We start from the raw sequence: 22,483 nt of genomic DNA on the forward strand, positions 1-22,483 counted from the left end.
TTCCAAAGGGGGAATGGCATTTGGGAAAAAGAAAAATAAGAATTTACGAATTGGCAAAGATGTTAAATATCGACAATAAAGACCTCTTGCAAATAATACAAGATCTAGGGGTGGAGGCTAAAAGTCATATGAGCTCTATCGATACGGACGTGGCACAAATTATTGAGGAGACGCTGCGCGAAGAAAAGGAATCAAAGTTAGGCAAAAGGAGCGAAGAGGTTGCGACAACCTTGGACACCTTAGAGATAAGCGAAGGTTCAACTGTCGAAGATGTGGCAAATCGCCTTGGAAAGCCCGCGACGACTTTGGTCAAAGAATTGATCTCGGCAGGCTTCATGGTACCGGCCAATGCCGTGATCAATGAGGATATAGCAAAGACCATAAACAAGGTATTAGGCGTGAACGTAAAGATCGTCCCAGCAAGCGCTGAGACAAAAGACGAACCCAGGGTCAGGACGGTTGAACCAAAGAAACATGAAAAGCCCAAGAACTTGTTGCCCAGGCCTCCAATAGTAACCGTAATGGGTCACGTCGACCACGGCAAGACGACGCTCCTGGATTATATAAGAAAGACTAACGTCACCGCACGGGAGTTCGGAGGAATAACACAGCATATCGGCGCTTCCGTGGTAGAGCACAACGGCAAGAAGATTGTGTTTCTCGACACGCCAGGCCATGAGGCTTTCACCTCCATGAGAGCAAGGGGAGCGCAGGTAACGGACATAGTCGTACTGATCGTTGCGGCTGACGACGGAGTGATGCCTCAAACGATAGAGGCGTTGAATCACGCCAAAGCTGCAAACACCCCAATAATCGTGGCCATAAACAAGATCGACAAACCCTCAGCCAAACCCGACAGGGTGAAACAACAGCTTGCGGATCTGGGCCTCATCCCAGAAGAGTGGGGCGGAGATACGATCATGGTCGAGATATCCGCCAAGACGGGGCTAAACGTGGACCAGCTCCTTGAAATGATATTGCTGGTAGCAGAGATGAACGAGTTGGTGGCAGATTACGAGGCTACTCCCCAGGGCGTGGTCATAGAAGCGGAGCTTGACAAGGGGAAAGGACCTGTAGCTAACGTAATCGTCCAACAGGGGACCTTAAGAAGGGGAGATATCCTGCTTTTCGAGACGACCTGGGGGCGCGTGCGGGCTATGATGGACCATCTTGGGCGCAACGTCGACGAGGTCACGCCAAGCTTGCCGGCCAAAATATTGGGCCTGGAAGATGTCCCGCAGGCCGGTGAGAGATTTATTAAGGTAGACGACGAAAGAGCAGCCCGAGAGGCCGTTGAGCAATACATGGAAAAGAAGCGACAACAGGAGATGCAAGCTGTAAAGAGGACCTCCCTTGAAGAGCTCTTTGAACAGATGGAGAAGGGAGAAAAGCCCGTAGTAAGGATGATACTGAAATCGGACGTGCAGGGTACCTTGGAGGCAATCAAATCTTCGTTGATGCGACTGGCCGTAGAAGAGGTAGGCATTGAAGTAGTCCATGAAGGCGTAGGAAGGATAACCGAATCAGACGTAATGCTGGCCGATGCCTCCAACGCCATAATAATAGGCTTTAACGTCCGTCCAGACGGAAATGCCAAAAAATTGGCCGAGCAAAAGGGCATACAAATAAGGCTGTACAGGACCATCTACGACGTGATTGACGACGTAAAGGCAGCCGTCGAAGGCATGCTTGCCCCGAAATTGAAGGAACAAATTTTAGGAGAAGCCGAGGTACGAGCTGTCTTTAAGGTGCCCAAGGTTGGGCAAATTGCCGGATGTTACGTAAGAGAAGGCGTGATAAAGCGGAACGCCAAGGCCAGGGTCATCAGGGACGGCGTCGTGATATGGGAAGGCTCATTGTTGAGCCTAAAGAGATTTAAAGACGACGTGAGAGAGGTCAACGCCGGCTATGAATGCGGGATAGGCTTGGCCGGATTTCAGGACTTGAGAGAAGGCGACATTATAGAAGCGTTCGAGGTAGTGGAGGAAAAACGTCATCTGAGTGATGTTTCATGACGGGCGTTCCAAAGATATTTCTGGCAATAACATTGATGACCATAAGGATACCTTCTGCCGGAAGTCTAAAGGATAGGCGTCATGTCGTTAAGTCGTTGATCGACCTTTTAAGGAAAAGGCTAAACGTATCCGTTAGCGACCTTGGCCCCGACAACACTTGGGACTTGGCCTATATAGCCGTGGCTTCGGTTACCTCTTCCGCCAAAGAGGCCGAAAGCCTGCTTGACGCGGTGGAACGCAGCGTCCTTTCAGCTGAGGCTAAAAACGGATTCGAGATAATTAATTTCGATCGTGAGGTTGAGTATTATGGACAAATTAAGGGTTGAACGAGTCAACAAGGAGATGATGAGAGAGATCTCCGAGTTCCTTTTAAATAACACCAAAGACCCAACTTTAAAGAAAGCAGTGATCACCGAGGTCAGATGCACCAACGACTTGAGCCTGGCTAAGGTATACTTCACCTCAATCGATAAATCCGAATTGGAAGAGATAGGCAAGTCGCTCAATAATCTGGCAGGGGCCCTGAGCGGGATAGTGTGCAGGCAGATGAGGTTAAGGATAGCCCCGAAGCTCGTCTTTGTGGTCGACGACAGCGAGGATAGGGCTCAACGGATAGAGGCGTTATTGAACAAGATAGCTCAAGAAAACCCCAAGGATGATAAGGACGACGAAGGCAGTCATGAATGACCAGGCTACCCTGAAGGACATTGCGAAAGCAATAGAAAAAAGGGACATTTGGGCAATATTCGTTCATGAAAGGCCTGACGGAGATGCGATAGGCTCCGGAAGCGCTTTTTATTGCTGGGGAACTGAAATGGGCAAAAAGTGTCTGTGGGGAGGGACGCATCCCGTACCAAAGGTGTACGAGTTCCTCCCTTACGTTGATGTTTACCAAGTGCTTGAAAGGGTTCCCGATCAATTAAAGGGACCAGACAGGGCAATAATCGTTCTGGATACGAGCAACCTGTCGAGGTGCGTTGCCGGCATTGAAGACGATCTGACTTTGATTGTCAACATAGATCATCACATGGACAACCAAAGATTTGGGCACCTAAATTACGTTGATCCCACATCCTGCGCGACCGCCGAGATAGTGTGGGATCTGTTTAAGGAATCCGAACACCCGATTCCCAAGGATTCCCTTTTGGGAATCTATACCGGCATAATCACCGATACAGGTCATTTCACCTATTCAAACACGACATCCAAGGCCCATGCAATAGCTCGAGATATCTTAAACACAGGCATAAACCCAGAACAGATCTTCAGGCACATATACGCCAATCGAAGCCTTGCAGGCTTAAAGCTATGGGGGTACGCCTTCATACGCGCTTTGTCCACTTCTAATGGGAAGGCAGTAATAAGTTGGCTTAAACTTGAAGACTTTGAAAAGCTCGGTGCCGACTCCTATGACTCGGAGGGGATAGTCAACCAGCTTTTATACGTCAGAGGAGCCGCAATAAGCGCGCTGCTCACGGAAGGGGAAGACGAAGTGCGCGTCAGCTTCAGGTCGATAACGGGCGTGTCAGTCAGGGAACTGGCTCAAAAATGGGACGGAGGAGGACATCCCCAGGCTGCTGCCTGCAAACTTCGCCTGCCTTTAGAGAGGGCAGTAAAAACTGTACTCCAGACGCTCGAGGAATACACGCAAGATGTATAGCTCCGGATTCATTTTGATCGATAAACCAAAAGGCATGAGCAGTGCTGCCTGCGTAAATATACTTCGCAGTAAAGCAGGCCGAAAAACCAAGGTAGGACATGCTGGAACTCTGGACGTACCGGCATGCGGCTTGTTGGTGTTGCTTTTGGGCAAGATGACGCGAAGCTCTCCCTACGTGATGAACTTGCCAAAAACATATGTAACGACCATAAAACTTGGGGAACAAACGGATACCGATGACTCAACGGGCCAGGTCCAACGCAAAAGCGAGTGGAGACACATCAAGGAAGAAGATATAGACCTGGCATTAGTATCCTTCTTGGGACATAGGCACCAGGTTCCGCCCAAGGTATCCGCAATATCCGTCAATGGAAGGCGTGCATACGAAATAGCAAGGAACGACGAGTCTCCAGAGCTACCCGAAAGGGTCGTATTCGTCCAAAGCATTAAAAGGACCAGCCCCATCTCGGAGGAGGGCAAATTCACGTTGGATCTCGAGTGCTCCAAAGGAACCTACGTTAGGGGCTTGGCGCGAGATTTAGGCATAAAGCTTGGATGTTACGCTCATGTAGATTTTTTGCAGCGCACGAAGATAGGGCCCTTTGAGCTTAAAGATGCAATCCCTATGGATTGCCTGTACGAGATGTCCGAGGAGGAGGTCCTTTCAAAGGTATGTTCGCCATATGAACTCTTAAAGGCCTTCTGTACGTGCGAGGCCAACGAAGGGGAAGAAGAGATTTTGGCTAAAGGCCAAAGTCTATCCGATGTTCCTCGAATAAAAGAGTGGGGGACGATTGAACCATCGAAGGCCTTTGCGGTTAAGGGCAAAGATTTAATTTCTTTTTGCGATATCAAATGGCATGACTCAGGCTGTGTTATAAAGCCGGTCACAAATATTTTCCTTTAAACTTTCGATGCGCAACAGGGGTGGTTTTCAATGATTTTGGTATTGGGATCCTTTGACGGATTTCACAAAGGACATCAAGCGCTGTTTGATATAGCACGTGACGTATCCGGCAGGATGAGCCTTCCTTGGGGAGTGCTGACCTTCGTTCCCCATCCCCAGATTGTGCTTGGAAACGGCAAGTTCGTGCCGCTTTTTACAGATTTGGAAAGGGATTTCATCGCATCTTTTTTGGGGATTCCTAAAGTTTTAAAGATGCCATTCTATCAAATAAAGGATCTATCGCCTGCTGATTTCATCGAAGAGCTGGAAAGGCGTTTCAGGGCCAAGGGAATCATAGTTGGGGAAAATTTCAAGTTCGGCAGAAACCGCAGCGGAGATGTGGCATTTCTCAGGGAGTATTTATCCCGAAAAGGATGGTTTTTCGCAGCGATCCCACCTCTCAGAATAGACGACATGGTGGTAAGCAGTTCCTTGATCAGACAACTCACGCAAAAAGGACTTATGCCCCAGACCCAAAGGATGTTAGGGTATCCCTACTTCATCATATCCAGGGTCGTGGAGGGCAACCAACGCGGACGAAAGCTTGGGTTCCCTACGGCCAACCTGCGCCTATCGAGTTATAAGCTAGTTCCCCCAAGGGGAGTTTACGCGACTGCAGTCCTGACCCAAGAACGCTGGTGGTCGGGAGCTTTAAACATAGGATATAATCCGACCTTCGAAAGGGGCACGGAAATTCACGCCGAAGTCCATCTCGACGAATTTGATGGTGACCTTTACGGCGAGATGATGATCGTCCTGTTTTTGAACCACATTAGGGAAGAAAGAAAGTTTGAATCTGCCCAGGCATTGATAGCCCAGATGAAGGAAGATGTAATACATGCCAAGGAGTTTTGCCGCAAATGGTTTTACGAACACGAATCCCTGCTCGTTGCCCTTAAAAAACATTGGGAGACTTACGAATCAAGCATCAAGGTGCTAGACGCTGGTTTACGTTTAGGCCTTTAGGGAATAAAATAACATCAACCCAACCCCGAAGGAGGCTTACGCAGGGCCTAAACATGATGGACATATACAGGGAAACCAAAGGCATCATACATAAATTGGACGAGATCGAGCCTCACGTTTGGATTCACATGGTAGCACCCACGGAAGAGGAGCTACAAAAGGTCTCCAAGCGCACGGGGTTAGACCTGGATTTTTTAAAGGCAGCACTGGACGAAGAAGAGCGCTCTCGCCTCGAAGTCGACGAGGGACAAGCCCTAATTTTGATCAACATTCCAATTATGAGATCCAAGCTCGTTTACGTAACCCTTCCTCTGGGGATAATAATAGGTCAAGACTACATCGTCACCGTTTGCATAGAAAATATTCACCTCATTCAAGAGCTGCTACAACGCTCCAAAGTTCACACTGGCAAGAAAAATCGTCTTCTACTCCAAATTCTTTATCAAACTGCCATCATCTACATCGACAACATAAGGCGCCTGAACATGCAGACCAGAGAGCTGGAAGATCATCTGCGGAAGTCCATGGAAAACGAAGAGATGTTCGGGCTAATGGAGATCCAAAAAAGCCTGGTTTACCTTCTTACCGCACTTAGGGCCAACCAAATTCTTATGGAAAAGCTGCTGCGATCGTACTTTCGACCTGTATACGACAAAAAAGAAGACCAGTTGCCCATAAAGCTTTATGCAGAAGACGAAGACTTGCTGGAGGACGCACTCACCGAGAACAAACAGGCGCTTTCCATGGCAGAAGTGTACAGCAACATCTTAAGCGGAACCCTCGATGCCTTTGCCTCGATAATTTCAAACAACCTGAACATAGTAATGAAATTCTTAGCCGCTATAACGATCATCTTGGCCATCCCGGGATTGGTCGGCACATTTTATGGCATGAACGTGTTGTTGCCCTTGCAGAATAACCACCACGCCTTTAGCTTCATCCTCCTGATCTCAGGCATAGCAGTATCCATTGCCGCCTTCATATTTCATAAGAAGAACATGCTTTGATGGGCCTATTATTCAATTTTATGCGTGATCCCTCATTATCAAAGCAAGAGATTCTGACATCGGGGCAGAAGCTTAAAAGACGTGCACATCAGGCTTTACGAGTTCATCAGCCACGGTAAAGGCAATCCTAAAGCTTCCGTAGACCCACAATCCCAAGCTAGAAGAAACCATCCCGGTCTTTTGCCCACAGGACACAAAGCTCTACGTGGATTCATGGCGCCAGCGGCCAACCAGCTATTCGGCCCGCCTCGGCATGCGAATAAGGCCTTACGACCTGCGACATGCCTTTGACCTTTTTTGCCTGTGAAACGTTGGAGATCTGCTGTTGTTGCAGTGTATCATGAGCCATGCCGATCTTGCAATGACCAAACGTTATGTTGCCTACAGCTTAGGCGACATAAAAGAGCAACACGCCCATGCCTCGCCTGTCAACAAGCTCGTGTCGGTGAGAAAGAGGGTAATGCTGAGATGAAGCTGATAATAAGGCAGGCTTAAACACAGAATACGGCACAACAAGATCTTTCTTAATGAGACAAAATTTTGCATCATATCGCTGAGCTATCCGCGTATCCATCTGTTCATCTTTACTTAGTGTAGCATGTTTGCGTATAATATGGTGAGCTTTAAGGGTCGGCATACACGGTAGCCAAATAGGAAAGTTAACTTCCTAATTTCTTCTATAAAAAGTATTGACAAAATAAAAGATGAAATGAACTACGAAACAAATAGATGTCACGGCATTAAAAAAGCAATAAGGGAGGCGGAAAAAAGCTGTGATGATAGACAAGTTCTTGTGCCAGGAGGAAACGAAAGAGGCCATGGAAACCATTGAAGCTTATAATAACATCTTAAAAACAGGCTTGTTGTCAAGTAAAAAGATTAACTGGCTCGATATAGCTGGCTTATCTTTTCCTCCGGCTCCGCCAACGTACGAGCAGGTAGCAGCTGAAGTAAACATTCCCAAAAAGAGCTTTTGGGAGCTGTTTTTCCCTAGTTGGAAGGCAAGGCGTAAAGCAAAGGAGCAAGAAGCACGCGAAATATATAAAGATCGCCTGGAAAAACATGAACTTCACATAAAGGAAATGAAAGAACGAGAGCTCAAACTTCGAACCGATTTCGAAAATGGTGATCCGCTCGCAGTTGAGAAATACGTTTCGCTCGTACTTAAAAAATCTTGTTATCCTCCTGAAATATCCAAAAAGTATGAAGTGCAGTTTGACCCATTAAGTAAGACTGTCATTGTAAATTACCTTTTGCCAAACCCAGAACAGATTCCGAGAATAATAGAATTTAAATATATAGCAAGTAAAAGAGAAGTGAAAACTGTCGAAATGAAACAAAAACAATTTGAAGCTTTTTATGAGTCTGTGCTCTACCAAATAACTCTACGCACTATTCACGAGGTGTTTCAGAGTGATTACCCAAATAATGTGCAGTCTGTGGTCTTCAACGGATGGGTAGATGGTATAGATCGGGCAACGGGTACAGCTTTTAGATCATGTGTTTTATCATGTCAGGTTTTTAGAGAAGAGTTTCAAAAACTCAATTTATCTCAAGTGGATCCAAAACTGTGTTTCCGCAATCTAAAGGGACTTAACGCTGGGCCGTTAGCCCAGTTAGCTCCGGTTAAGCCTGTGATGGAGATAAAGCGTGACGATGTCAGATTTATCGAATCCCGGCCCATCTTAGATGAAGTGGAATCCATACCTAATCTAGCTACAATGGATTGGACAGACTTTGAGCACCTGGTTCGTGAATTGTTTGAAAGGTTCTTTTCGAAAGACGGAGGCGAGGTGCGCGTTACTCGTGCCAGTCGTGATTGGGGAGTTGATGCCATCGCCTTTGATCCTGATCCCATAAGAGGAGGCAAAATTGTAATCCAAGCTAAACGTTATAACAATGTAGTCCCAGTATCTGCCGTTAGAGATTTATATGGCACCGTAATAAACGAGGGGGCAACGAAAGGTATCCTTGTAACCACAAGTTACTTTGGTAATGATTCCAGAGAATTTGTCAGAGACAAACCTATTACTTTAATTGATGGTTCTAATCTGATTTCTTTATTTCAACAACATGGATATAAAGTTAGAATAGAACTGCAAAAATCTAGAACAAATGGGTCTTAAATTGAACAATTTTAAGATGTCTCGCATTTTTTTATCCAGAGAGCAAAACCCTTTTACTTTTATAGGATAGAGTCTAAAACAAAATTTATAGATGTCCAAACCTTTAACGCTGACTTTATAACTTTATATTTGATACCTCAACAAGCACTATGCGTAATAAAAACTACAAGGGTTTACTTCCTTATAGCGCCGTGAACGTAGAATATTTTTACATTATAGCGCATGGAATGGTTACGTGAGGTATAAAGAGATTCTGTTGGGTATAAGTGATCTCTGCAAACGTATTGGCTTAACAGTACAATAGGATCCATATAAGATTGAAATAATTGGCAGGCGCAAATATCGGTATGATCTTAAAGACATCTAGTTTGCCATGTTGAAATGGATGGACTGATAAATTATTTTAAAGATTAAGAAAAAGGGGGGTTAGAATGACTATTTGCGTGAGTGTAAGAATTCCTGAGGGTTTAATATTGGCTGCTGATAGTATGGTTACTATCGAAGGGTCGATTAATACACTGCAAGGCCGACAAAAAAAGGTATTGAAGACATTTGAGTTTGCTAATAAATTGGTGCGTATTAAAGATTACCCTATAGGAGTAATGACGTGGGGAATATCTAGTTTAAGTGATAGGTCAATCCCAAGTCTAATAATGGAATGGGAACATGGTTTGCCCCCACTTAAAGACAATCAGCCTTACACCGTAGATGATATGGCTTATGTTCTGCAATCATTCATTGCTGAACGATATGATAACACCTATCCTGCTACAGGAGAGCGTCCTAATTTGGGCATTTTTATCGGGGGATATTCACACAGCCAATTCTTCAGTGAGCAATTCTTTTGTGAGTGGCCAAATGTAACTGCTTGGCAAACAGTTCAACCTAATAGACCAGATGGCAGCCAAAGTTTTGGTGCTAACTGGTTTGGACAAACAGACGCTTTAAGTAGGTTAATACACGGTTATGACAGAGGAGGTCTCGACGAATTAATCAAACGAGGTGTCAATAAAGAAATTGTCCAGAAGTGGATGGATGACAGGGTTTCTGAGTTACCATTGATATTTAATGGAATGCCCCTCCAAGATGCTATTGATTTTGCTAATTATGCTGTTCAATTGACAATAGGTAGATTCAGATTTGCAGTTGGTTTGCCCACTTGTGGGGGTAACGTTGATATAGCAGTTATTACACCAAGCACTTTCCAGTGGGCACAACGGAAACAATGGGCTATAAAGGAATAGGAGAAATGAAATGGTAATAAACAATATCTTGATGCAATTGATATCAGGAAAAATAATTATCGTCTGAAAAGCAGAACAAAGACTAGGCTTGTATAAAAGCAGCAAGGATAATGTTTAGTTGAAAATCGGAAAGGGCTAATTTTAACTTAACCGATGGAGGTGAGTAGAATTGCAACCGATATTGACACATATTTGATGACATGAGGAGACCGCAATCTCAGATGGGTTAGGGATTATTACCTCAAAGTGTTTATCGGGAACTTTTTAATTCCGCCTTTCCAGCATGCTTGATATCACTAACTCAAACTTATAAGGCTCCATCAACTTCATATTTTTCTTCGACAGGTTTATTCTCTTCCCTGGCTTACTTTTCAGGCCTTCGTAATTGCGGCTCATAGAAAGGACGTTACATTCCTTATATGCAAGAGAGGGTATCAGGTACAGTTGAGGAGGGCAAGTATCGATTAGAAAACCAAAGGCTAAAAAGTGGTTCTCGTACAATTCGAATTTATCTTTGGGAATAAATGCGTAACCCTAAGAGCGAAAGGACTTCACCTGTACCTCAATAAAAGGGCGGTGCTCATTTCTCGCGATAAAGTTGATGTCACGATCTTCTATTCCTGCCCCATAAACCTGAATCCCTTACATTGTGAGTTCCATCTTTACGTAATACTCTGTAAACGCCCCTATCTGCTGTTTATTTAAGCGGCTCCAAATGTATCGTTCCATATCTTTCAACTCCTGTGGTTATGATACATGCTTATGGATCCAGGTTAATTGTTTTCAAAAACGCCAAATTTATAGATTTTGCAGTAGTTGGAGCTACCAGCGACCAATCGTATATTGCATTTTGCTGGGACTGGTAAAGAAGGGGTAGAGAGGAAAGTGAACAATAGGGCCTCAAACCGTATCGTTTGTAATAGCCTCATCTTCGCCAAGTTCTATCAAATCATGGGAAACGCGAGTAACTCCAATCCCATACTCAACCATCAGGAGAACTAGTTGTTCACCGCTCATTAATGCTACTGGCGTGGCATCCGGACGGGCAGCTTCTTTACGTGCGCCAGTACTAAAGTCGCTGGTGGTAATTATTAAACCTTGCTCATGGGCGCCGAGGCTTCCTCTTACTTGTTGAATTATCGGTGCCTGGATATTTTGTTTCCATTTCTTAACCTGTATAGCCATGCGAGTGCGAATTACATCTCCAACTACTAAGGTGCCTCGCACATCGATACCCCCATCCCTGGTGGGGTTGGTGACTTCGATGTCTTCAAAACCCATCTCTGCCAAAAGTCTGGCAATTAAATCCTCAAATCTATCCCATTCCATGTTAAACAGGCGGTTGCGAAGTTCCTGGCGTACTTTTTTGTTATGCTGTTCAATCTGGGAAGCAAGGCCGTGTTCTGACCATCTCGAGAGGCTAATATATCCTTTGCCATGCTGGATGAAGCGCGGTTGTTCTCCGCGTGCCTTGTAGCGTTTTATCTCGGAAATGATCTGTGCGTACATAGTAGCTTCGGGAGTTTTTCCTTCAGTGGCTAACAACCTCATTTCAAGGGCCTTCTTAGTTATGTCGCGATAATGCATGGGTTCTCCGTTGCCTAAGTCTTCCAACACTTTTTCGGCTGCATTGGTAAACGAATACGTTATTGTGCGGTTGTTTGAATTAGGCTGCCCTGCTGTAACAGCTTCTTCTGGGGTTGGTTGTTTTTCGAAGGTACGCAGCCCAAAAGTTTGCGGAGCCGTTAAGAGAAAGGGGGATTGCTCCCCCTTGTTTTTGATATCCATATAAATTCGAGCACCTACAGTACGGTCCGGGGTTTTCCCCCTTGTAGTCCATAGATTTTTAGAAAGAATGCGTCGTGTTATTTCAGTAATATGAAGCGGTTCGCCCGCCTCCTGCAATACCTGAATGACAGCATCGCGCAATTTCATTATTGCTTCCTCCTACTTATTATTACACGTCTTTGTCTTTGCATGAGCATTCTTAAGCAATCGACTTTTTCCGGCAAAAGTCAGATGTTTTTCATGAACGGTTTCAAAAAAAGACTTGCGGTCAAGGCCGCCACAAGCACCAGGAACTTTTAGTAATTAATTTATCAGAAATCGTTATCCAGTAACAAGGTTTTATAACTATATCTTTAATGCTAATCTAACTAAATTATACCGCCCCACGCAAATCTTTGCACACCAACCCCAGCTCTTTAAGCCTTATCTCCATGGCCTGCATGGAGACCAAATAGCGGTGGGCAAGGGCCCTTAGGCTGTATCTGTGCGCCTCGCGGGCCAGGAGCTTTTTGGGCATCAAAAACTCCGCGGCGAAGGCATTGGCCAAATATTGTCATTTTCTATAATTCCGTATCCGTACGGGAAAATGCATGCGTTAGACACCCTTTATGACCTTCGGCCTCCCTCGATTTTCATGAATTTCCCCTCAAGGGTGTTGAATCCTAACTAAGGTTCATGGTAATATTAATCGTGCCTAAGACGGACCTGTAGCTCAGTAGGATAGAGCGACGGCCTCCTAAGCCGTAGGTCGCCGGTTCGAGTCCGGCCAGGCCCGCCATTTATATAATCAGCAATAGACAGGTTTGAATAACCTGTCTATTATTTTTATAAAGACACGCGCTTTTTAGTAAGCGCAATTCGGGTGATTTTCCATGGAATGGCAAGAGAAAGCCAAGATAATGGTGGAGACCCAGATAAAAAGCCGTGGCATAAAAAATCCCGCTTTGCTGGAAGCTATGGCCGGACTGCCAAGGCACCTCTTTGTTCCAAAGCACTTAGCAAACCTTGCTTACAGCGATTGCGCTCTCCCCATCGGAGAGGGGCAGACGATATCGCAACCATATATCGTGGCCAAGATGACGGAGTTGCTTGACCCAAAGTCCAACGATAAGGTCCTGGAGATTGGCACGGGGTCGGGTTACCAGGCAGCCCTTTTGGCCTCCATGGGGTGCGCCGTCTTTACCATCGAAAGGATTGCCGCTTTGGCGCTAATGGCAAAAACAGCTTTCGATAAACTTGAGATCTCGGATAAGATAAATGTAAAAATCGGAGATGGAAGGCTAGGCTGGCCTGAAGAAGCTCCCTTTGATTGCATCATCGTAACAGCCGCAGCACCCAAAATAGAGGAGGCCTGGATCAAGCAGCTCGCCGAAGGAGGCAGGCTGGTGGTACCGCTTGTAGTTTCGTTTAACGTTGAGCAACTGGTCAAAATAACGAAGGTAAAGGGGAAAACCGTTGAGGAACGCCATGATTATTGTTCTTTCGTGCCGCTTTTGCCGGGGGTGAAGCCTTAGTGTCGGGTAAATTTAGATTAACTTTCCTTCTTCTTTTATCTTTATTATTATCGGCTTTTGTTTACCTGGCCTTTGTCCCACAATGTTGGCTGTGCATTTCGCATAGAAATGGCACAGATATGCTTTTGATTCCACAAGGTCAAGAGATAGTTTTAAGCTACGTTCATAGCTTGGAAAGAACTCCCGTTCGAGACCTTTTCTTCCTTCAGCATAATCAGCTATGCCTGTATGAAGAGATGGTCAAATCGCATAATGCAGGCCTTCCGACGTTAAATCCCTATCCCGGGTCGCTAATAAAGACGAAGGATTGGCTCATATTTCGAGGTGGCAGGCGACACTGGGCCAACATCCACTGCAGGGTTGGAAATGCCGAAATTGGCAAAAACGTCCTGTCCATCGGAGGGAGAGATTACGAACTATACGCTTTGTATCCGGGGCAGGTGATTTGCCTTTCCGTGGCCCTAAAGCCAATATTATAGTAAAATAAATAAAGTTCTAAAATTAAAGAAAGGAGGACAGTGAATGAAAGACGACAAACCGCAAGACCAAACTATCGATCTTGAAGAGATCATACGACAGTACGATACGGAATCGCAGTACAGGACCCTAATCGGATGGCAAAATGCGTTGATCGTTGCCGTTGCCTGCGCTATGTCGCTATTTCATCTTTACACCGCGGGATTTGGCCTACTTTTAGCGATGAAACAGCGAGCTGTGCACCTGGCCTTTGTATTATTTTTGACTTTTTTGCTTTACCCGGCGACAAAAAAGTCGCCAAGCAATAAAATTCCGTGGTATGACTTCATCTTAGCTTGCGCCGCTGCCTATACTACCCTCTACATTGTGATCCACTTCAATCAACTGATTACACGCGCGGGACTCCCAACTACCATGGACATACTCGTAGGGTTCCTTGGGATAGCATTACTGCTTGAGGCAACAAGGAGGGTGTCTAACCCCGTATTGCCAATCCTTGCCATAATTTCGCTGGTATATTGCTACTATGGACGCTATTTTCCGTCGCTTTTTGCCCACAGGGGATTTAACATCCCAAGGATAATCAATCACATGTACCTGGGCACAGAGGGAGTCTTCGGCGTTCCAATCTCCGTTTCGGCAACCTTCGTATTCATGTTCATCCTATTTGGTTCGATACTCCAGGAGACGGGCATGGGTAAATTTATCATCGATTTGGCATTGGCCATAGCCGGAAGATCCACAGGCGGTCCTGCCAAGGTCGCAGTTTTAAGCTCGGCAATCATGGGCACCATTTCCGGCTCTTCCGTCGCCAACGTGTGCACCACCGGAACATTTACTATACCGTTGATGAAAAGCATTGGATACAAGCCTTACTTTGCCGGAGCCGTAGAGGCTGTCGCGTCTACGGGAGGACAGATAATGCCGCCGGTAATGGGGGCAGCAGCTTTCATAATGGCAGAATTTTTAGGGGTTCCATACATAAAGGTCGCGCTGGCTGCGATCGTGCCCGCGCTTCTTTATTACGCAGCAGTCATGGTACAGGTGCACTTGGAAGCCACGAGGTTGGGGCTGCTTGGATTGCCCAAGGAAAGGCTTCCTCGGCTTTGGAGCCTTCTTAAGTCCAAAGGGCACCTTTTAATTCCCCTTTTTGCCATCATATATTTCCTTGTAGGTGGCTATACTCCTATGAAAGCGGCTTACTACGGCATCCTTACGACAATCGCCGTATCATTTATATCGAAGGATACGAGGCTGACGCTACCAAAGCTTATCAACGGCTTAGTTAACGGAGCCAGAGGATCGCTGGGCGTAGCCTGCGCTTGCGGTACAGTGGGCATAATTGTGGGCATGGCCACGCTGACGGGGCTTGGGCTTCGGATCGCCAGCCTGATTATAACCATATCTGGCGGCAACTTGATCGTAACGCTGCTTTTAACCATGGTAACATGCATACTGCTTGGAGCAGGCCTTCCAACGACTGCCAACTTCATCGTTACAAGCACCATAGCGGCACCGGCCTTGCTTCAATTAGGCGTAGCTCCCATGGCGGCTTACATGTTCGTCTTGTATTTTGGGATAGCCGCTGACCTAAGTCCTCCCGTTGCTCTGGCCGCTTACGCCGGAGCAGGTATCGCCGGGGCTGACGCGATGAAAACGGGCATAACAGCAGTTAAGCTGGCCTTGGCCGGATTTCTCGTGCCCTTCATATACGTCATGAACCCGATGCTCGTCTTGGTCAACGCGACGCCTTTGCCGTTCATTCAGGCAATTGTTACAGCGATGCTAGGCGTCTTTTTGCTCGGCATGTCGACGATAGGCTACTTCAAGACTCACATACCCTTTTGGCTTAGGGTAGTGGTCTTCTGCGGTGCCCTAGGTCTACTTAAGCCGGGCATCTATTCCGACGCCTTTGGATTGGCAGTATTAACCTTTACTTACTTTTTCCAAAAGAGACGAGCGAAAAGGCAATAGGGGAGTACTAACTTTTAGACATTGTGTGTATAATGCACTTTAATAGGTGCCGCTAGATATAAGCGGCACCTTCTTAAACAAAGATGCTGGGAGGTTTTGCAAAATGCCGGACGACTACAAAGAGACATTGAACTTGCCCAAGACTTCATTTCCGATGAAGGCCAACCTTGCAAAAAAGGAATTGGATATCCTCAAGTTTTGGGAAGACATCGATATATATCGAAAGCTCATTGACAAAAGAAAAGGAGCAGAGCACTTCATACTGCACGACGGTCCTCCTTATGCCAATGGCAATATACACATAGGGACTGCCTTCAATAAGATATTAAAGGACATGATCCCAAAGTATAAATGGATGAGGGGTTATTTTTCACCCTACGTTCCGGGTTGGGACACGCACGGGCTCCCAATAGAGCTCAGAACGCTTAAAGACGAAGGAGTAGACAAGGACTCTCTTCACCCTACGGAGTTAAGGGCTAAATGCAAAGCCTATGCCGAGCGCTTCATAGACATACAGCGTGAGGAGTTCAAACGCCTGGGAGTGGTGGGGGATTGGGACGACCCTTACATCACCTTCAAACCCGAATACGAGGCCATCGAACTTGAGGCATTTGCTGAGATGGTGGACCGCGGTTACGTATATCGCGGGCAAAAGCCCATATATTGGTGCACAGATTGCGAGACTGCCTTGGCTGCGGCGGAAATAGAGTACGAGGATATTTACTCGCCGTCCATCTATGTAGCCTACCCCCTGAACAAAGATGACTTTGCCTTCTTGAACGGAAGAGAAGCCTACGCCATCATCTGGACAACGACGCCGTGGACCTTGCCGGCAAGCCTGGCCATTGCGGTTCATCCCGATTTCGAATACGTCTTTGCAAGCTGCGGGGATAAAATTTATCTTTTGGCAAAGGGATTGATGGATAAGGTTCAACATGACACCGGCATTACCTTCGACAGCGTGCTCTATGAAATCAAGGGCAAGGAGCTGGAGGGCCGAAAGGCCGTTCATCCCTTCTATGACGACAGGGAAATATTGTTCGTCCTCGGGGAATACGTCTCCCTTGATGACGGAAGCGGCTGCGTACATACGGCACCGGGCCATGGCGTGGAAGACTTCGAGACGGGAGTAAAATACGGCCTAGAGATATATAACCCGGTAGACGATAAAGGGTACTTCCTGCCTGAAACGCCCATCGTCGGGGGCTTGAGCTTGGACGACGGATCCAGGAAAGTGCTGGAAATCTTAAAGAAAAGCGGCAGGCTTTTGGGAGAAGGAAAGATAATGCACTCCTACCCCCACTGTTGGCGCTGCAAGAAACCTGTAATTTTCAGGGCGACGAACCAGTGGTTCATAGCCGTATCGCAATTTAAAGAGGATTCGCTAAGGGCTATCTCCTCAGTGCAATGGATCCCCTCTTGGGGACAGGAAAGGATAGCCAACATGGTGCGCGACAGGTCCGACTGGTGCATAAGCAGACAGAGAATATGGGGCGTTCCGATACCTGCCTTTTACTGCAACGACTGCGGAGAGCTGATACTTACGAGCGATAGGATCAGGAAGGTTAGTGCCAGGGTTCGCGTACATGGCAGCGACTGCTGGTGGCAGATGAAGCCTGAAGAACTGCTCGACGAACTGGCCTTCTGCCCCAAGTGCCACTCTAAGTCTCTTAGGAAAGAGACCGATATCTTTGATGTTTGGTTCGATTCCGGAACGAGCCATCTGGCCGTGCTCACCACGCGCCCCGAGCTTAAATGGCCGGCTACCATGTACCTGGAAGGAAGCGACCAGCATAGAGGATGGTTTCAGACGTCACTGCTTACCTCCGTCGCCACAAAGGGACGCGCTCCCTTTGAAATGGTCTTAACCCACGGATTCATCGTAGACGGAGAGGGGCGAAAGATGTCAAAGTCCCTCGGAAACGTAGTGCAACCTCAAGAGGTCATCGAAAAATATGGCGCCGACATACTGCGCCTGTGGGTGGCATCTACCGACTACAGAAACGACATCAGGATATCCGAGACGATCCTTAAAAACCTGGTCGAGTCTTACAGAAGGATCAGGAACACCATGAGATACATGCTTGGCAACTTGAGCGATTTCGATCCCCACAAGGACAGCCTCCCTCCCGATGAGATGGAGGAGATGGACCTTTGGATATTGTCCAAGCTTCAGGGCGTGATAAGCAAGGTTACAAAGGGATTCGAGAACTTCGAATTTCACGTGCCAACCTTCACGATACATCAGTTTTGCGTAAATGAGCTTTCGGCCTTTTACCTCGATGTCAACAAAGACAGGCTTTACGTCGAGGCGGCAATCTCAAAGCTTCGAAGGAGCTGTCAGACGGCAATGTGGGTCATGGCTAAGACGTTGACGCAGATGCTTTCTCCAATCCTGAGCTTCACGGCCGAGGAAGTATGGCAATATTTAAGGCAAATAGACGCCACATTACCTGAAAGCGTATTCTTGACGGATTGGCCAGATTTGGATTCGAAGCTGTATCACGAGGCCTTGGAAGCCAAATGGGAAAGGATATTATGGTTGAGGGGCGCGGTGAGCAGGGCCCTTGAGGCAGCGCGCAGCCAAGATCTAATAGGACAATCCCTGGAGGCGTGCGTCAACATTAAATTGGACTCTCAAACTCAAGACCTGAAGGATTTGCTTTCTTCTTATTGGTGGAAGGAGGTCTTCATCGTATCGGACGTGAAATGGGTAGAGGAGCTGCCTGAGGCACCTGTGGTCCATACAGACGAGGATACGGGCGTGAAGATCGCAATAACCATGGCCGAGGGAGAGAAATGCCCAAGATGTTGGATGTATGCACCTGAAGTGGCACATAAAGGCCTCTGCGGCAGGTGCGCTTCAGTGCTTGCAATGCAATCTCGATAGCAAGACGGGGGCAGGCGTTTTGAAATGGGAGTAGATTACGAAGAGACAAAAAGAAAATTGATTGAGAAAAAGCAAGAGCTTGGCAAGATGATGGAAGATTTACTTGCGGATGCAAGCGACGTCGATGTAAATGAACTGTCATCGTTGGATACAAACCATCTTGTCGATTCAGCTACGAACATGATCAACAGAGAAGAAATATCCGGGAAACTGGAAAGCATCAAGGTCATGTTATTGGACATAGAGCATGCCCTTGCTAAGCTCGAAAAAAACAAGGAAAAGTTCGGATTGTGCGAGCTGTGCAATAAACCCATTGAGGAACAGCGCCTCGCTGTCATACCCTGGTCTCGTTATTGCATAGCATGCAAGACGAAGCTCGATAAGCGGAGATGAGCTCGTTTTAGCGAGATGTCCGAAAAAATAGAAGTAGTGGTCACGAACGAATTTATCGGCGAAAGGCTCGATGTGGCCTTAAGCAAGATTTTGCCCAAATCTCGAAGCAACATTCAACGCGCGCTAAAGGAGATGGGCATTAAGCCTTCGATGAAGGTTAAAGACACCATGAAGTTTGAGTTGACCTTCACGGAAGAGGAGAGCAAGGCCGCGATCGAGCCCCGGCCGATACCGTTTAAGGTGCTTTATGAGGACGATGACATAATAGTTATTGACAAGCCTGCCCCCCTGGTCGTACATCCGGCAGCAGGCCATTGGAACGATACGTTGGTCCATGGCTTGCTTTACCGATATCCGGAGCTAGCTTCGTCGGATTTAAGGAGGCCCGGAATAGTGCATCGTTTAGATGCCGGGACGTCAGGGCTCATGGTGATCGCAAGAAACTTATACGCAAAGCAACAGCTTATGGCTTCCTTTAAATCCCGATCCGTGAGAAAGGTATACCTGGCCTTGGTTGAAGGTCGACCAAGGGAGCCGAAGGGGCACATTATAAGTCCCATCGGAAGGAACCCGAAAAACAGGCTTAAGATGGCCGTTGTCTCCCAGGGCAAAGAGGCAATTACGGAATACGAAGTGCTTTGGACTACCGACACGTTTTCCTTCCTGCGATGCATCATACACACAGGCAGGACACATCAAATAAGGATACACCTGAAGGAGCTTGGCTGTCCCATAATAGGCGACAAGCTATACGGAGCTAAGTTCAAGGCCCCGTGGGTACCAAATGACCGCTTCTTCTTGCATGCCTGGAGGCTCGCCTTTCCGCACCCCAGGGACGGTAAGATAATGTCCTTTAGGTCGCCGCTTCCCGATGAGCTTATTGCAGCTCTTCGAGAAGTTCGATCCACAGCGACGGAGAAACGCGTATAGAGGCAAATTCGCTGTAAGTGACATGTCCCGGGCCTGCCTTGGGCAATGCCTTTACGTGCTTTCTTTGCGTATAGTCCACGACGTGATAGGAAGCTTCATGTGCCTTGCTGTAATAAACGGCCACGGATGCAGCAAACTCGATCAACTTATCGTTTGAGGGCTTTCCTTGCAACTTCAATATGACGTGAGAGCCGGGCACGTCTTTGGCGTGAAACCATAGGTCTTCGGGAGATGCTACCTCAAAGGTGACGTACCTGTTGGCCTTGGCGTTCAAACCTACGTAAACTATGAAACCATCCTTTAAATCAAACCTTCTGCAGGGCGGCACGTATTTGCCCTTCCTCTTGGCATTCGCACCCTCATCGTGGCGATAAAAGTCGTCAAATATCTTCTTTACATCGCTAACATCTGTCAGAAGTGATATAAACTCACGGTATTCATCGAGCTCGTTTAACGAGTTTTTGAGCTTGTTCAGCTCCTTCAACAGGACCTCCTTGTTCCTTTGGTACTTCTTGGCAAGTTTGAAGTATTTCTTTGCATTGTCTATGGCAGAAAGGCTTGGATCCAGTTCTATTTTTACTTTACCGTAATGTTCATCCCAGCTCCTAAGGCAGACCGAAGATGCGCCTTCCTTAACCTCGTGGGCGTAAGATATGAGCAAGGTCCCGTAATGATTCCACTTTTCCGCCTCTTCGACCTTGGACAAAAGGTCCGACAATCCCTTTATTTTGTCCCTTATCCTTCGCCTTTCGGAGTCGATCGACTTGTAAATCAGGTCTAGCATCTTCTTTTTTTCTTGCTCGAAATAATGCCATAACAGCTCCTTTGAGGCCTTTAGGGGCGAACTGAACGTCTTTGCCTCCTCGCTAACGCGGGCAGGAAAAACGGTCAAATAATCGTCTATCTCCTGGCAAATCAACTCCTGCAGGGATGAGGAATAAAGCCTTTTTAGGCAAGGCTCAAGGTCGAACATTTGTGTCTCCCACTTTTTCAAGAGAAAATCGGCCAGAGGACGACCTATCCCCTTGTAACCTGACAGGTTTGTCACGTCGTTCATGATGAAGGAATCCACATCGGGACCCTCAAAAGGCGGTGGAGGAGAGTAAAACAGTCCCGGAAGCAAGGACCTGTACCTGTTGATCTCGGGATGGACGTGTTTTGCTGCCTCGATGATCCTTTGTCTGTCGTCCAAAAGCAATAAGTTCGCTTGCCTGCCCGTTGCTTCGAAGATCAAAAACCTGGAGACGTCCACGCCTGCGCCCAAAGGCCTCGAAAATTCAAAGGCTACCACGCGGTCCCTGTTTATCTGAAAGGCGTTGACCAAAAAGCCTCCGACAAGGTGGCTTTTTATGGCGCCAAATATGGGATGGGTCTTATCTTTGAGCTCTTTTAGGGTGTCCGTCTCCCGTTTGTCAGCCAAACACATACCACAACACTGGCTATCCCAGCTAAACCAGAGCCAGTCGCCGTTTTGAGACAGCTGAATCGCTAACCACTCAGGGCCGGCTTCACAGCGAACTATCTTTTTGCCCTTGTAATGCTCGTTTACGTCCAAGATCCAACCCAAAACCAGTTCAGGTCCGTATCGCACGACAAATTTCTCCTTAAAAAATTAGTTTATCTCGACTGCAATTGACTATATCTCATCAACATGAAGGTCCCACGTGGAGCAAAAGGAACATACCTCGTTCCAGGAAGGCGTCCCGCAAACCCTGCAGGTCAACGGAGGTACGTCTTCCTTTTCATCCTTACCGGCAAAGAGATCTATGTTTTTCACGTAACCGAAATAAAAAGCCTGCTTTGCCCCGGGGGAGCTTTCTTCCATTTCAAACAACGCTCGCTTCCATCGAAGCGACGTCGCACCCTTTGAGTAGGGGCATTCGCGTTCTATGTATGCAATACCTCTAAGCAGGCAGTAGACCGTATCCTCCTTCTCGGTGCAATAAACCATGGGCTTGGCCTTGGCAAATTCCCCTGCCTTCATTGGGGGAGAGTAGGGAGCACCTTTTGCAAGATAATCCATCTTCCAGAAAAGCATATTGCCAAGAAGGGCTGCGGCTTGATCATCCAGGTTATGCCCGGTGGCGATGACGTCAAATCCCATGTCTCTTGCGATCTTATTCATATAATATCTCTTCGTCACCCCGCACAGAGAGCATGTCTTGCGTTTCTTTGTGTATGCTTTATCTGGTATGGACATACCGTGAAGTTGTTCAATGTTTACTACATATAGCTTGGCATTCGCGCGATTTGCAAAGGCCGTAGTCAACCTTTCGCTTTCGTCGGAATAGTCGCCTTCCTTTATGCCCAAATTTATGTAAAGGCCGCTTGAGTCGTATCCCAGGCGAAGCAGTATATCCCATAAGGCAAGGCTGTCCTTGCCACCAGAGACGGCGACAAGTATCTTGTCTTCCTTTGAGAACATGCCAAACTCCTCGATGGCCTTGGTGACGCGCTTTAACATCCAGGCGTCAAAGTGTTCTGCGCATAACGCCAAATTGTGCTGAGGCAACGAAATTATCGCCTTAGCCCTGCAGATCCTGCATTTCATCC

Annotated in this window: 20 protein-coding genes and 1 tRNA gene; 17 read left to right on the plus strand and 4 right to left on the minus strand. The window is 47.0% G+C overall.

Going from position 1 to position 22,483, the window contains the following annotated elements:
- Positions 1–59 precede the first annotated feature (59 nt).
- The 10 genes from infB (at position 60) to BUQ78_RS00900 (ending at position 9,964) form a co-directional block, all read left to right on the plus strand.
- On the plus strand, positions 60–2,015 hold the full coding sequence (infB, locus tag BUQ78_RS00860; RefSeq protein WP_404792215.1) for a translation initiation factor IF-2: 1,956 nt from the start codon (positions 60–62) through the stop codon (positions 2,013–2,015).
- Positions 2,012–2,341 (plus strand): DUF503 domain-containing protein, encoded by a 330-nt coding sequence (locus tag BUQ78_RS00865; RefSeq protein ID WP_014806803.1) that lies wholly within the window; start codon positions 2,012–2,014, stop codon positions 2,339–2,341. Before infB ends, BUQ78_RS00865 begins: the two co-directional genes overlap by 4 nt.
- Positions 2,322–2,702, plus strand: a complete 381-nt coding sequence (gene rbfA / locus BUQ78_RS00870) for a 30S ribosome-binding factor RbfA (RefSeq protein ID WP_014806802.1) — start codon at positions 2,322–2,324, stop codon at positions 2,700–2,702. The genes BUQ78_RS00865 and rbfA overlap by 20 nt, the downstream gene beginning before the upstream one ends.
- On the plus strand, positions 2,695–3,675 hold the full coding sequence (locus BUQ78_RS00875; protein WP_074198994.1) for a DHH family phosphoesterase: 981 nt from the start codon (positions 2,695–2,697) through the stop codon (positions 3,673–3,675). Before rbfA ends, BUQ78_RS00875 begins: the two co-directional genes overlap by 8 nt.
- Complete coding sequence (truB, locus tag BUQ78_RS00880) at positions 3,668–4,582, plus strand: tRNA pseudouridine(55) synthase TruB (RefSeq protein ID WP_074198995.1); 915 nt, start codon at positions 3,668–3,670, stop codon at positions 4,580–4,582. Before BUQ78_RS00875 ends, truB begins: the two co-directional genes overlap by 8 nt.
- 30 nt (positions 4,583–4,612) lie before the next feature.
- A complete protein-coding gene (gene ribF / locus BUQ78_RS00885; RefSeq protein WP_074198996.1) occupies positions 4,613–5,587 on the plus strand; it encodes a riboflavin biosynthesis protein RibF in 975 nt (324 codons plus the stop codon).
- Between the two features lie 53 nt (positions 5,588–5,640).
- Positions 5,641–6,594, plus strand: a complete 954-nt coding sequence (locus BUQ78_RS00890; protein ID WP_014806798.1) for a magnesium transporter CorA family protein — start codon at positions 5,641–5,643, stop codon at positions 6,592–6,594.
- Positions 6,595–6,922: 328 nt separating this feature from the next.
- Positions 6,923–7,066, plus strand: a complete 144-nt coding sequence (locus tag BUQ78_RS10030; RefSeq protein WP_159432086.1) for a hypothetical protein — start codon at positions 6,923–6,925, stop codon at positions 7,064–7,066.
- A gap of 304 nt (positions 7,067–7,370) precedes the next feature.
- The gene (locus BUQ78_RS00895) at positions 7,371–8,720 is read left to right on the plus strand and encodes a restriction endonuclease (protein ID WP_143228384.1); all 1,350 of its coding nucleotides are present in this window, start codon (positions 7,371–7,373) and stop codon (positions 8,718–8,720) included.
- 431 nt (positions 8,721–9,151) lie between these two features.
- On the plus strand, positions 9,152–9,964 hold the full coding sequence (locus BUQ78_RS00900) for a hypothetical protein (protein WP_074198998.1): 813 nt from the start codon (positions 9,152–9,154) through the stop codon (positions 9,962–9,964).
- A gap of 900 nt (positions 9,965–10,864) precedes the next feature.
- On the opposite strand, the gene BUQ78_RS00910 is transcribed toward BUQ78_RS00900, so the two are convergent.
- Together BUQ78_RS00910 and BUQ78_RS09940 are read right to left on the minus strand one after the other, a co-directional pair.
- Complete coding sequence (locus BUQ78_RS00910) at positions 10,865–11,899, minus strand: HTH domain-containing protein (RefSeq protein ID WP_074198999.1); 1,035 nt, start codon at positions 11,897–11,899, stop codon at positions 10,865–10,867.
- 226 nt (positions 11,900–12,125) lie between these two features.
- Positions 12,126–12,299 carry an ImmA/IrrE family metallo-endopeptidase gene (locus BUQ78_RS09940; RefSeq protein ID WP_084532127.1) on the minus strand — a complete coding sequence of 58 codons (174 nt, stop codon included), beginning with the start codon at positions 12,297–12,299 and terminating at the stop codon, positions 12,126–12,128.
- Between the two features lie 154 nt (positions 12,300–12,453).
- Between BUQ78_RS09940 and BUQ78_RS00920 the strand changes: the two genes are divergently transcribed.
- The 7 genes from BUQ78_RS00920 to BUQ78_RS00950 all read left to right on the plus strand — a co-directional run bounded on the left by BUQ78_RS00920 (position 12,454) and on the right by BUQ78_RS00950 (position 19,930).
- Positions 12,454–12,530: transfer RNA gene (locus tag BUQ78_RS00920), tRNA-Arg, on the plus strand.
- 94 nt (positions 12,531–12,624) lie between these two features.
- Positions 12,625–13,266 carry a protein-L-isoaspartate(D-aspartate) O-methyltransferase gene (locus tag BUQ78_RS00925; protein WP_074199000.1) on the plus strand — a complete coding sequence of 214 codons (642 nt, stop codon included), beginning with the start codon at positions 12,625–12,627 and terminating at the stop codon, positions 13,264–13,266.
- Between the two features lie 119 nt (positions 13,267–13,385).
- A complete protein-coding gene (locus BUQ78_RS00930; protein WP_318259429.1) occupies positions 13,386–13,745 on the plus strand; it encodes a DUF1850 domain-containing protein in 360 nt (119 codons plus the stop codon).
- 43 nt (positions 13,746–13,788) lie between these two features.
- Complete coding sequence (locus BUQ78_RS00935; protein ID WP_074199002.1) at positions 13,789–15,717, plus strand: TRAP transporter permease; 1,929 nt, start codon at positions 13,789–13,791, stop codon at positions 15,715–15,717.
- A gap of 103 nt (positions 15,718–15,820) precedes the next feature.
- Complete coding sequence (ileS, locus tag BUQ78_RS00940; protein WP_074199003.1) at positions 15,821–18,607, plus strand: isoleucine--tRNA ligase; 2,787 nt, start codon at positions 15,821–15,823, stop codon at positions 18,605–18,607.
- A 24-nt stretch (positions 18,608–18,631) separates the two neighbouring features.
- Positions 18,632–19,000, plus strand: a complete 369-nt coding sequence (locus tag BUQ78_RS00945; RefSeq protein ID WP_014806788.1) for a TraR/DksA family transcriptional regulator — start codon at positions 18,632–18,634, stop codon at positions 18,998–19,000.
- Between the two features lie 15 nt (positions 19,001–19,015).
- A complete protein-coding gene (locus tag BUQ78_RS00950; protein ID WP_074199004.1) occupies positions 19,016–19,930 on the plus strand; it encodes an RluA family pseudouridine synthase in 915 nt (304 codons plus the stop codon).
- Here the strand turns inward: BUQ78_RS00950 and BUQ78_RS00955 are convergent.
- Together BUQ78_RS00955 and BUQ78_RS00960 are read right to left on the minus strand one after the other, a co-directional pair.
- On the minus strand, positions 19,878–21,521 hold the full coding sequence (locus BUQ78_RS00955) for an Rqc2 family fibronectin-binding protein (protein ID WP_074199005.1): 1,644 nt from the start codon (positions 21,519–21,521) through the stop codon (positions 19,878–19,880). The two genes, BUQ78_RS00950 and BUQ78_RS00955, sit on opposite strands and share 53 nt — an antisense overlap.
- Before the next feature lie 45 nt (positions 21,522–21,566).
- A complete protein-coding gene (locus BUQ78_RS00960) occupies positions 21,567–22,481 on the minus strand; it encodes a PP-loop family protein (protein ID WP_074199006.1) in 915 nt (304 codons plus the stop codon).
- Positions 22,482–22,483: the final 2 nt, after the last annotated feature.

The organism is Acetomicrobium flavidum (genome assembly GCF_900129645.1).
GTDB lineage: Bacteria > Synergistota > Synergistia > Synergistales > Acetomicrobiaceae > Acetomicrobium > Acetomicrobium flavidum.

What these genes read in the sequence shown, in the direction of transcription:
- BUQ78_RS00935 (WP_074199002.1), top strand. Translation starts at nt 13,789, where the DNA reads ATGAAAGACGACAAACCGCAAGACCAAACTATCGATCTTGAAGAGATC.
- BUQ78_RS00895 (WP_143228384.1), top strand. Translation starts at nt 7,371, where the DNA reads ATGATAGACAAGTTCTTGTGCCAGGAGGAAACGAAAGAGGCCATGGAA.
- ileS (WP_074199003.1), top strand. Translation starts at nt 15,821, where the DNA reads ATGCCGGACGACTACAAAGAGACATTGAACTTGCCCAAGACTTCATTT.
- BUQ78_RS00960 (WP_074199006.1), bottom strand. Translation starts at nt 22,481, where the DNA reads ATGAAATGCAGGATCTGCAGGGCTAAGGCGATAATTTCGTTGCCTCAG.
- BUQ78_RS00865 (WP_014806803.1), top strand. Translation starts at nt 2,012, where the DNA reads ATGACGGGCGTTCCAAAGATATTTCTGGCAATAACATTGATGACCATA.
- BUQ78_RS00875 (WP_074198994.1), top strand. Translation starts at nt 2,695, where the DNA reads ATGAATGACCAGGCTACCCTGAAGGACATTGCGAAAGCAATAGAAAAA.
- ribF (WP_074198996.1), top strand. Translation starts at nt 4,613, where the DNA reads ATGATTTTGGTATTGGGATCCTTTGACGGATTTCACAAAGGACATCAA.
- truB (WP_074198995.1), top strand. Translation starts at nt 3,668, where the DNA reads ATGTATAGCTCCGGATTCATTTTGATCGATAAACCAAAAGGCATGAGC.
- BUQ78_RS00900 (WP_074198998.1), top strand. Translation starts at nt 9,152, where the DNA reads ATGACTATTTGCGTGAGTGTAAGAATTCCTGAGGGTTTAATATTGGCT.
- BUQ78_RS00890 (WP_014806798.1), top strand. Translation starts at nt 5,641, where the DNA reads ATGATGGACATATACAGGGAAACCAAAGGCATCATACATAAATTGGAC.
- BUQ78_RS00945 (WP_014806788.1), top strand. Translation starts at nt 18,632, where the DNA reads ATGGGAGTAGATTACGAAGAGACAAAAAGAAAATTGATTGAGAAAAAG.
- BUQ78_RS00910 (WP_074198999.1), bottom strand. Translation starts at nt 11,899, where the DNA reads ATGAAATTGCGCGATGCTGTCATTCAGGTATTGCAGGAGGCGGGCGAA.
- rbfA (WP_014806802.1), top strand. Translation starts at nt 2,322, where the DNA reads ATGGACAAATTAAGGGTTGAACGAGTCAACAAGGAGATGATGAGAGAG.
- BUQ78_RS00950 (WP_074199004.1), top strand. Translation starts at nt 19,016, where the DNA reads ATGTCCGAAAAAATAGAAGTAGTGGTCACGAACGAATTTATCGGCGAA.
- BUQ78_RS00925 (WP_074199000.1), top strand. Translation starts at nt 12,625, where the DNA reads ATGGAATGGCAAGAGAAAGCCAAGATAATGGTGGAGACCCAGATAAAA.
- infB (WP_404792215.1), top strand. Translation starts at nt 60, where the DNA reads ATGTTAAATATCGACAATAAAGACCTCTTGCAAATAATACAAGATCTA.
- BUQ78_RS00930 (WP_318259429.1), top strand. Translation starts at nt 13,386, where the DNA reads ATGCTTTTGATTCCACAAGGTCAAGAGATAGTTTTAAGCTACGTTCAT.